This window comes from Gymnodinialimonas sp. JB5-7 (assembly GCF_055693405.1).
Window position 1 is genome coordinate 58,507 of the sequence record NZ_JBVFUX010000002.1, and the last position, 6,621, is coordinate 65,127.

At 60.3% G+C, this 6,621-nt stretch carries 9 protein-coding genes; all 9 read right to left on the reverse strand.

Annotated features, from left to right (window positions below; genetic code table 11):
* Positions 1–45 precede the first annotated feature (45 nt).
* On the reverse strand, positions 46–714 hold the full coding sequence (locus ACZ1HK_RS00475; protein ID WP_472627016.1) for a hypothetical protein: 669 nt from the start codon (positions 712–714) through the stop codon (positions 46–48).
* Positions 704–1,450: a hypothetical protein gene (locus ACZ1HK_RS00480; protein WP_472627017.1), complete on the reverse strand. Its 747-nt coding sequence runs from the start codon at positions 1,448–1,450 to the stop codon at positions 704–706. The genes ACZ1HK_RS00475 and ACZ1HK_RS00480 overlap by 11 nt, the downstream gene beginning before the upstream one ends.
* Positions 1,447–1,818: a hypothetical protein gene (locus tag ACZ1HK_RS00485; protein ID WP_472627018.1), complete on the reverse strand. Its 372-nt coding sequence runs from the start codon at positions 1,816–1,818 to the stop codon at positions 1,447–1,449. The genes ACZ1HK_RS00480 and ACZ1HK_RS00485 overlap by 4 nt, the downstream gene beginning before the upstream one ends.
* Before the next feature lie 961 nt (positions 1,819–2,779).
* Positions 2,780–3,250, reverse strand: coding sequence for a ProQ/FINO family protein (locus ACZ1HK_RS00490; protein ID WP_472627019.1), 471 nt, complete (start codon positions 3,248–3,250; stop codon positions 2,780–2,782).
* A 321-nt stretch (positions 3,251–3,571) separates the two neighbouring features.
* Positions 3,572–3,979 (reverse strand): hypothetical protein, encoded by a 408-nt coding sequence (locus ACZ1HK_RS00495; protein ID WP_472627020.1) that lies wholly within the window; start codon positions 3,977–3,979, stop codon positions 3,572–3,574.
* A complete protein-coding gene (locus ACZ1HK_RS00500; RefSeq protein ID WP_472627021.1) occupies positions 3,979–4,311 on the reverse strand; it encodes a hypothetical protein in 333 nt (110 codons plus the stop codon). Before ACZ1HK_RS00500 ends, ACZ1HK_RS00495 begins: the two co-directional genes overlap by 1 nt.
* 43 nt (positions 4,312–4,354) lie before the next feature.
* The gene (locus ACZ1HK_RS00505) at positions 4,355–4,681 is read right to left on the reverse strand and encodes a helix-turn-helix transcriptional regulator (protein WP_472627022.1); all 327 of its coding nucleotides are present in this window, start codon (positions 4,679–4,681) and stop codon (positions 4,355–4,357) included.
* A gap of 43 nt (positions 4,682–4,724) precedes the next feature.
* Positions 4,725–5,177 carry a hypothetical protein gene (locus ACZ1HK_RS00510; RefSeq protein ID WP_472627023.1) on the reverse strand — a complete coding sequence of 151 codons (453 nt, stop codon included), beginning with the start codon at positions 5,175–5,177 and terminating at the stop codon, positions 4,725–4,727.
* Complete coding sequence (locus ACZ1HK_RS00515; protein ID WP_472627024.1) at positions 5,177–6,433, reverse strand: tyrosine-type recombinase/integrase; 1,257 nt, start codon at positions 6,431–6,433, stop codon at positions 5,177–5,179. The genes ACZ1HK_RS00510 and ACZ1HK_RS00515 overlap by 1 nt, the downstream gene beginning before the upstream one ends.
* Between the last annotated feature and the right edge of the window lie 188 nt (positions 6,434–6,621).

Here is a 6,621-nt window from a genome sequence, read left to right on the forward strand (position 1 = left end):
AAGTGGCCCGCGGCAAGGGAAGCGCTCCCCGGCCGCGGGTTCTTTTTATTCGGCGGCGATTTCAGGAAGCGGCGGACGGCTCACGAAATCACGCGTCTGGATGAGCCGATTGGCGTAATAGTCGCGGAGATGATCAACGCCGCCCTCGGCAAGCCACTGGCGGAGGCCGCCGAGTTGGTCGCGGTGTTCGGTCCCCCACGTCACGGGGCGGAAAATAATGTCCCCGTGAATTTGGGCGGAAAACCATATCGGGTCTGAAGTGTCGAGATGCAGGATCACGTTGTGATCTCGTACGCCGTTGCCGCCGACATGTGCGATGATGTCTTTTCGGAAGCCGTCGCTCAACGGCTCGCCGTGACCAGTGATCCACTTGAGGATGAGCACACCGGCGGAGAAATCGCTCCAGTTGCCCTCGTGGATGAGATCGTCAACGCGGGCGGCGTTCGAGGTGTCTACGTCCTCATCGTCCAGAGCCACAACGTTGGTCGGGCTGGACCCGGCAAGGTGGAGAGCGATTTCATTGAACGTGCCGAGGGTGTCAGTATCGCCGCCCGCCGTTGTCAGGCACCAGTCAAGCGGTTCGTCCGGGCGCTGCACGATCCATGCGAGGAAGTCGTGCAAAAAGGTGCGCTCGCCGTCATGCGGAATTGCCGCATCGCAGAACACCAGCCACGGTGTGACGCTTCCTCGGATCATTGTTTGTTCATTGGTCATGGGTTTGGCCTTTCTTGAGATTGAGTGTGAGTTTTCCGCGCTGGCGTCCGAGGGTCTCGCCGCTGAAAAGAGCGTTGAGATCAGCCTCCGAATAGGCGCGCAATTGGTCCGGTGTTTGCCGCTTGAGCCACCGGTAGGCATAAGTGAACGGCGCGTGATCATCTTCGCCGCGTTTGACGATCACGTGACAGATCAGCCCGCGCCGGTTCATTTCGCGGAGATGCGCCACGCCGTCTGCCATGTCGCCTGCAAGCTCCGGCGGCACGTCATGGTCGCGCGTCAACCGAATGCGCATCGATCGATCTGGATTGGCCTGAAACCACCCGAAATCTAAGGCTCGTAACAGTGCCGGGCGCGCGGCTTCCGCCTCCGCTTCAACACGTTTGATCTCGGCAATCTTTGCATCGCCAATCGTGGCTTCCGGATCGTATCCAGCGGCGGCGATATAATCTCGCACGTCATCGTCTGTGAGATCAGCAATCACAGCGGGCGTGAAGCCGTAGCCCCAAAGAGGCAAGCGAAGGCGAAGGTCGCCGACAAATTTGATGACCGTCAGGGCTTGGCGGCCCTCATCGTTTTGCTTGGAATTTTCGGCCTTGAGGCGGGCGTGATCTTCCTCGGTCCACAACGATCCGCGCACTTCAAATTCACCGGTGATCCGGTTGCGGAGGCGAAATTCGCGGCCCGGATTTTCGGCTTGCCAGACGCGGTCTAGCCACATGTGACGATTGTTCATTGCTTTGCTCCACTGTTGAGGAACGGCTCAATTCCGGCCCGTTCTTGGGGGCTGAGACGCTTGAGGATTTGCGTGTCTCCCATGCGGTCCAGCCGTGATTTCGGGATGACCTCCAGCCACACGGGTTGACGAATGCGGGCGGGTGCACCGGCCATGCACGCCGAGATCGTGTAAGCCTTGAGGCCGCGGGCACGCATTTTCGCATCGTGCGCGCCGATTTCCTTGGCCTGAGTATAGGCAACGGGGTCGCCGCCACCCTCGGGCGAGGGGTCGAATTCCCCGGCGATGCGCGGCCGCAACCGGATTTGGCGAGACGGGTTGCGGGCAAACCATGCGCGATCTTGGGCGCTTGCGATCTCCACACTCATTGACCCGGCCCCGCTGTGCCATGGCGATAAGCTCGTGCCGCCGTCCCCCCACGAGTTGGACAAGGTGGCGCGTCTGGCGGTTTTCGCAGATGGAACCGATAGAGATGACGAACGTTGACCGATTGCCCGAGTATTCCGGCGCGACCATGTCAACGCGGGTGATACTCTCAGCGAGAATGGCCACAGCGGGCATGCTTGAGGGATGCACTGCAAAGGCAAATCGAAATGCCAATCTGTGACCGCAAGGTGCACAAATCGCTTCCGTCGCCCGCAAGGCCGCCAGATTAAGGGCCGGGGTCGGCGTCGTGGCACCGAGCACAACCGACTTGCATGCATACTCATAGCCGAGGCGATGCACCGGCTTGCGGTCCAGCCGCTCAAGCATGGCTTTGCGGACCTTCGCCGGATCGTCTCCGCTCAGGCGCGGCACGAATGCGTGACACTTCGCAAGCGAAGTGTTCCGGCCGGTCCCGGCATGATAGATGCGCACTAAACCGGTGTCCGCATCATGCACCCGGTAGAGGTCCACAAGGTCGCAATCACGGACATACTCGCCGTCTTGAACGGCCGCGCTCCACAGCGTTGCGATCTCGGCGACGGTGGAGGCCATATCGCAGGGCCAGACAAGGAACGGACGGCCGGAGCCGAATTGCCCGCATTGCGTTGCGCCGTCTGGAAAGACGGTAGGTTTCGGAAAGAGATGCGCCACCTCATGGAAGCCGGGAGCGATTGGCCCGTCATGCTCATGGGTCACAAGCAACGTGACGAACGGGTCACCCGGTGCCGAGAATAGGGCGGTGTGCTCGCTCTGCACCTCTATGCGGGCTTCACAGCCGCCGAGGTGGCAGTTGGTAAGAAACGTGATCCATGCGCTTAGCGTCTCAGACGGTTGCGCTCCGGTCGCGGTGAATGCCCCGGCCGAGGCCAGTGCAGCGAATGTGCGGTGTTGGAATGACATGGCTCAAAACCCCACCCGCGGCGCTGTGCGCTCATCCGGTTCAACCGGTGCAGAAACGGCCGGTTTCCGTTCGGCCTCAACAGTTGCGGGCGTCTCCGCAAGCGAGCCGTGCACCGGTAGGTTTTGAATGCTGGCAAATCCGACCATCTGGCGATTGCGTCCGTTCCGCCGTTGCTCGCCTCGGATGAACGTGGCCAGCCGGGCGGCGTCCTCGGCCTCTTGGGCCGTGACCTTGAACGGGCTGGGGTTGCCGTGTTCCGTATAGCGGGTCGCACCCTCAAAGCATGCGGCAAGGTAGCGGGTGGACCGAGCACGGAGGCGGAGCGCTGCATCAATAAGCTCGGGGTCCACGTCCGGGAAGGCGGCCTTGACCGTTTTGTCAATGCCGATGACCCACGGCTTGCAGCCGCGATACATGCCGGGAAAGCGTCGGCGGATTGCCGTCTCAGTTTTTTGAATATCTGGGGAATTCATGCCCACATTCCTCTTGTGAAATCGGACATGGAACCACCACACCCGACAATGACGATTGCTCGCCGTCTCAGTTTGGTTGGTTCTCTTCGTTGTGCGTCCAGTGTTATCGTTTGTCCTACTGTTTGTAAAGTAATTTATAGCAAAATCAGTATCTTGCTAACTAATGATTAAGTGGCACTTTAACTCTAGGGGCTTGCGGTGCTGGTAAATTTGCGCTATCTGGAGCTTGTGAATTCAACCGTTGACCCGTCTAACCCGCGGTGAGGTTGCCCCACATTCCTTACGGCGAGATGAGACCCGGCCTTGAGCCGGGTTTTTCTTTCAATGGGCTTTCGGCATGAGACCCGCGGCCTTTAGCTCCGCGATGATCTCAGCCGTAGTGTTTGCGTCCAGAGAGCCGCCGACAACGCCAAGCCAATGATTGACGTCAACGTCTCGGCTCATGCCCGCGGCGAAGCCGAAACCCTCCAGACATTCCGGGTCATGGGCGAGGTCTGCCGATGCCTCTACGCCGTCCAGATCACGCACAAGGCGCTTGATGATGACGGCCGCCGCGTCCTCATAGCCGCCGTGCCCGAGGTGTTCGAATTGCGCCCGAAGGAAGCTATAGGCCCCGATTTGAAGCCGCCCGGTTGTGAGGGTTTGGGCGCTTGCCTGTGCGCCTTGTTCGGGGGCATTGCTCAGCCTTTTTGATGAAAGCCCCGAGGTCAAACTCGGGGCTTTTGCCATTACGCGGCGATCTCGCTTAAGTCTTGGTCACTGACCCGCCGCGCAAATTCGAGCCATTCCGTTCGGCTGGCGAAAATCTGTAGGTCAGACCCGCCGTCCTCATCCAATCCGTGGATTGCGACCGTGCCGTCTGTGCCTCGGGTTTCTATCGCACGTTCGATTTCGCCAGCCCCGAGAGCGGGGTAGTCCGTGACGGTAATCGGTTCGACACTGCAACCTCCGTCTTCGTTGGTGACCAACGTCCAAGCGATCACCGGGAATTCGGTGACTTCACCCATGTAGAAAGTTAGGAGCCGTGTGCTTGGGTCGTGATTTGGAATTATCGTTTGCATTTCTTTGGCCTTTTCAGTTGTGAGGTGTCATTGCCCCGTTGGGTTAATCGATGTTTTCATTGGCTCGCCTCCCGCACGGGGACGATCTCGCCCGTTGCGTCATATCGGGTGGCTTTGCCGTCCGGCATGTCCACGCCGCTTTCCAGATCGTCGGCGAATTTCGCAACGGCCGCGACACTGAAAAGAGACGCGCCGCCGAATTTGCGCGGGGTGGAAACTTCCCGTCGCGCACAAGGTTGTAGAGGGTCGCCCGGCTTACGCCGATTTGCTCCGCTACCTGTTTCACACGGGCGAAGCGGGGCGGGAGGTCCGTGGCGATCTGTGCGCTCATGTCCGTCAATCCTGTCCAAATCAGTCTTGACGCATCCATTGCACAGGATGTGCGGAACGGCCGTATCCGCTACTTTTGCGATTTAGTGGATACTGGAAAGGATGCGGTTGATTTGCCGCTCCGATAGCGGCTCACCGCCCCCGGTGTGCACGCCGATTTTCTCAAGGATGCTGGCGGCACTCTCGGCCCGGCCGGTCATGTCATCGTCCGGGGCAGGGGGCTTGCGGGTCATGGTGAGGTCATACCGGTCCACCAGTAGAGCACCGATGTAGCGGATGCGCTGGCGGGCAAAGAAACCGAATAACGTGGCGTTGCCGTGTGGCTTGGCGGTTGCGGTGTGGCGGTAAAGGTGCCCCGCCTCGGCCGGGGTTAGATCATGATGACGTGCGGCCGCCCATTCTTGCACCTCGGCGAGCACCCGCTTGTCATGTTTGGCAAACTGAGCTTTCATCATCATGCTTTGCGTCTCGGGCACAATCGGGCGGCGCGTCCATTCGTGCTCCGCCAGATCAACCGCCGCGGCGAGATCACACATCACGCGGCCCCCAATTCGGCGAGACGGCGCTCAAGGGCGGCCCGTTCGGCTTCCACCGGATCGAACGCCTTGCCTGTGACGTGGGCGGCCCATTCGTCCATGATCAACCGGCGGCGCTCCAGAAGGTCCGAGCGCTGATAAGCCTTGTCCACTTTGTTCCCCTCAAACTGTGCGAGCACAGCCTTGGCAACGTCGCGCGGGGTGTCGGTTTGCTCGGCCATCCATGTGCGGAGGCTGGCCCGGAAACCATGCGGCACCGCATCATAGCCACGGGAGCGCATGAATTTGCCCATGGTCGCATCTGAAATCGGCCGGTAGCGTGTGCCCCAGAAAAGCAGACCTCCACGCGTGCCGCGGCGCACAGCCTCGCTCACCACGTCGCAAGCGGCTTCACTCAGGGCAACGCGGAAATCCGCGGTCATGCCCTTCTGACCTTTCATCGCCTCGGCCGGTATCGTCCACAAGCGAGCCTCAAGGTCGAATTGGTCAATCGTGGCGTGCCGGATGGGGCCAGCCCGCGAGCCGGTGAGGATCAACAGGCGGAGGGCGAGGGCGCTTGTCGTGTCCGCCTCCAGAAGCTCGCCCCAGAAAATCGGGATATCCTCATAGGGCATGCTCGGCCGGTGCCCGCCCTTAGGTTGTTTCTGGAGTAGGCCGCGCACATCGTCGCGAAGCTCTGTGAGGTTCGGCACCTCAAGGCCGCAATTCTTTGCAAAGCGCATCACCATGAGTGTGCGGGTCAGACACTTGCGAGCGGTCACAGGATGGGTTTTCCAGATCGGCTGGAGCACGGCGGCAAGGGTGTGTTGCGTAACCGTCCGCACGTCTACATCGCGGAGGGCAGGGGTCACATGCACCGCGATTGGCGAGAGCCAGCTTTGCCGGGCCTTGTCGTTTTTGAGATCGTCGCCGTAGCCGTTCGCAATCTGAGTGCCGTTAAAGAAGGCGTCTAGAAGCGGGCCGAAATGCGGGTTGATATCGGACGCCTCGGGGGCCGCCACAATCGGGCTTGTCGGATCAATGCCGCGCTTCGCCAGCCTCCGCATGTCGGTTGCCCGCTCCCGCGCATCGGCAAGGCTCACGTCTGGATAGCCGCCGAGACCGGCCATGCATCTCTTGCCGCGTAAGGTGTAGCGCAGCACCCACGACCGCGGGCCGTCATCTGATTTGCGTCTCAGGTAGAGGCCGCCGCCGTCATGGTGCATGCCAGCGCCGAACGCCCTTCCTTTGATTTGGGTCTCAGTCAGCCCCGCCATTGTGATCCTCCGCGGTATACCACCGGTATACCATTTTCTTTCGTTGATGATGTGGACGGAGTTAGACGCGATTGACGCGATTGACAAGTGCAGGTTGCATACTCGCCCTTATTTTCAAGGGCTAACCGGTCTAGTCCGGTTTGTCTCATAGCGTCAATATTGTCCAAAGTTTAATGCAGACCTCGGGT

Excerpts from the sequence above, each read along its gene's own strand:
- ACZ1HK_RS00500 (WP_472627021.1), bottom strand. The coding sequence starts at position 4,311 with ATGCAAACGATAATTCCAAATCACGACCCAAGCACACGGCTCCTAACT.
- ACZ1HK_RS00480 (WP_472627017.1), bottom strand. The coding sequence starts at position 1,450 with ATGAACAATCGTCACATGTGGCTAGACCGCGTCTGGCAAGCCGAAAAT.
- ACZ1HK_RS00475 (WP_472627016.1), bottom strand. The coding sequence starts at position 714 with ATGACCAATGAACAAACAATGATCCGAGGAAGCGTCACACCGTGGCTG.
- ACZ1HK_RS00510 (WP_472627023.1), bottom strand. The coding sequence starts at position 5,177 with ATGTGTGATCTCGCCGCGGCGGTTGATCTGGCGGAGCACGAATGGACG.
- ACZ1HK_RS00515 (WP_472627024.1), bottom strand. The coding sequence starts at position 6,433 with ATGGCGGGGCTGACTGAGACCCAAATCAAAGGAAGGGCGTTCGGCGCT.
- ACZ1HK_RS00485 (WP_472627018.1), bottom strand. The coding sequence starts at position 1,818 with ATGAGTGTGGAGATCGCAAGCGCCCAAGATCGCGCATGGTTTGCCCGC.
- ACZ1HK_RS00490 (WP_472627019.1), bottom strand. The coding sequence starts at position 3,250 with ATGAATTCCCCAGATATTCAAAAAACTGAGACGGCAATCCGCCGACGC.
- ACZ1HK_RS00495 (WP_472627020.1), bottom strand. The coding sequence starts at position 3,979 with ATGGCAAAAGCCCCGAGTTTGACCTCGGGGCTTTCATCAAAAAGGCTG.
- ACZ1HK_RS00505 (WP_472627022.1), bottom strand. The coding sequence starts at position 4,681 with ATGGATGCGTCAAGACTGATTTGGACAGGATTGACGGACATGAGCGCA.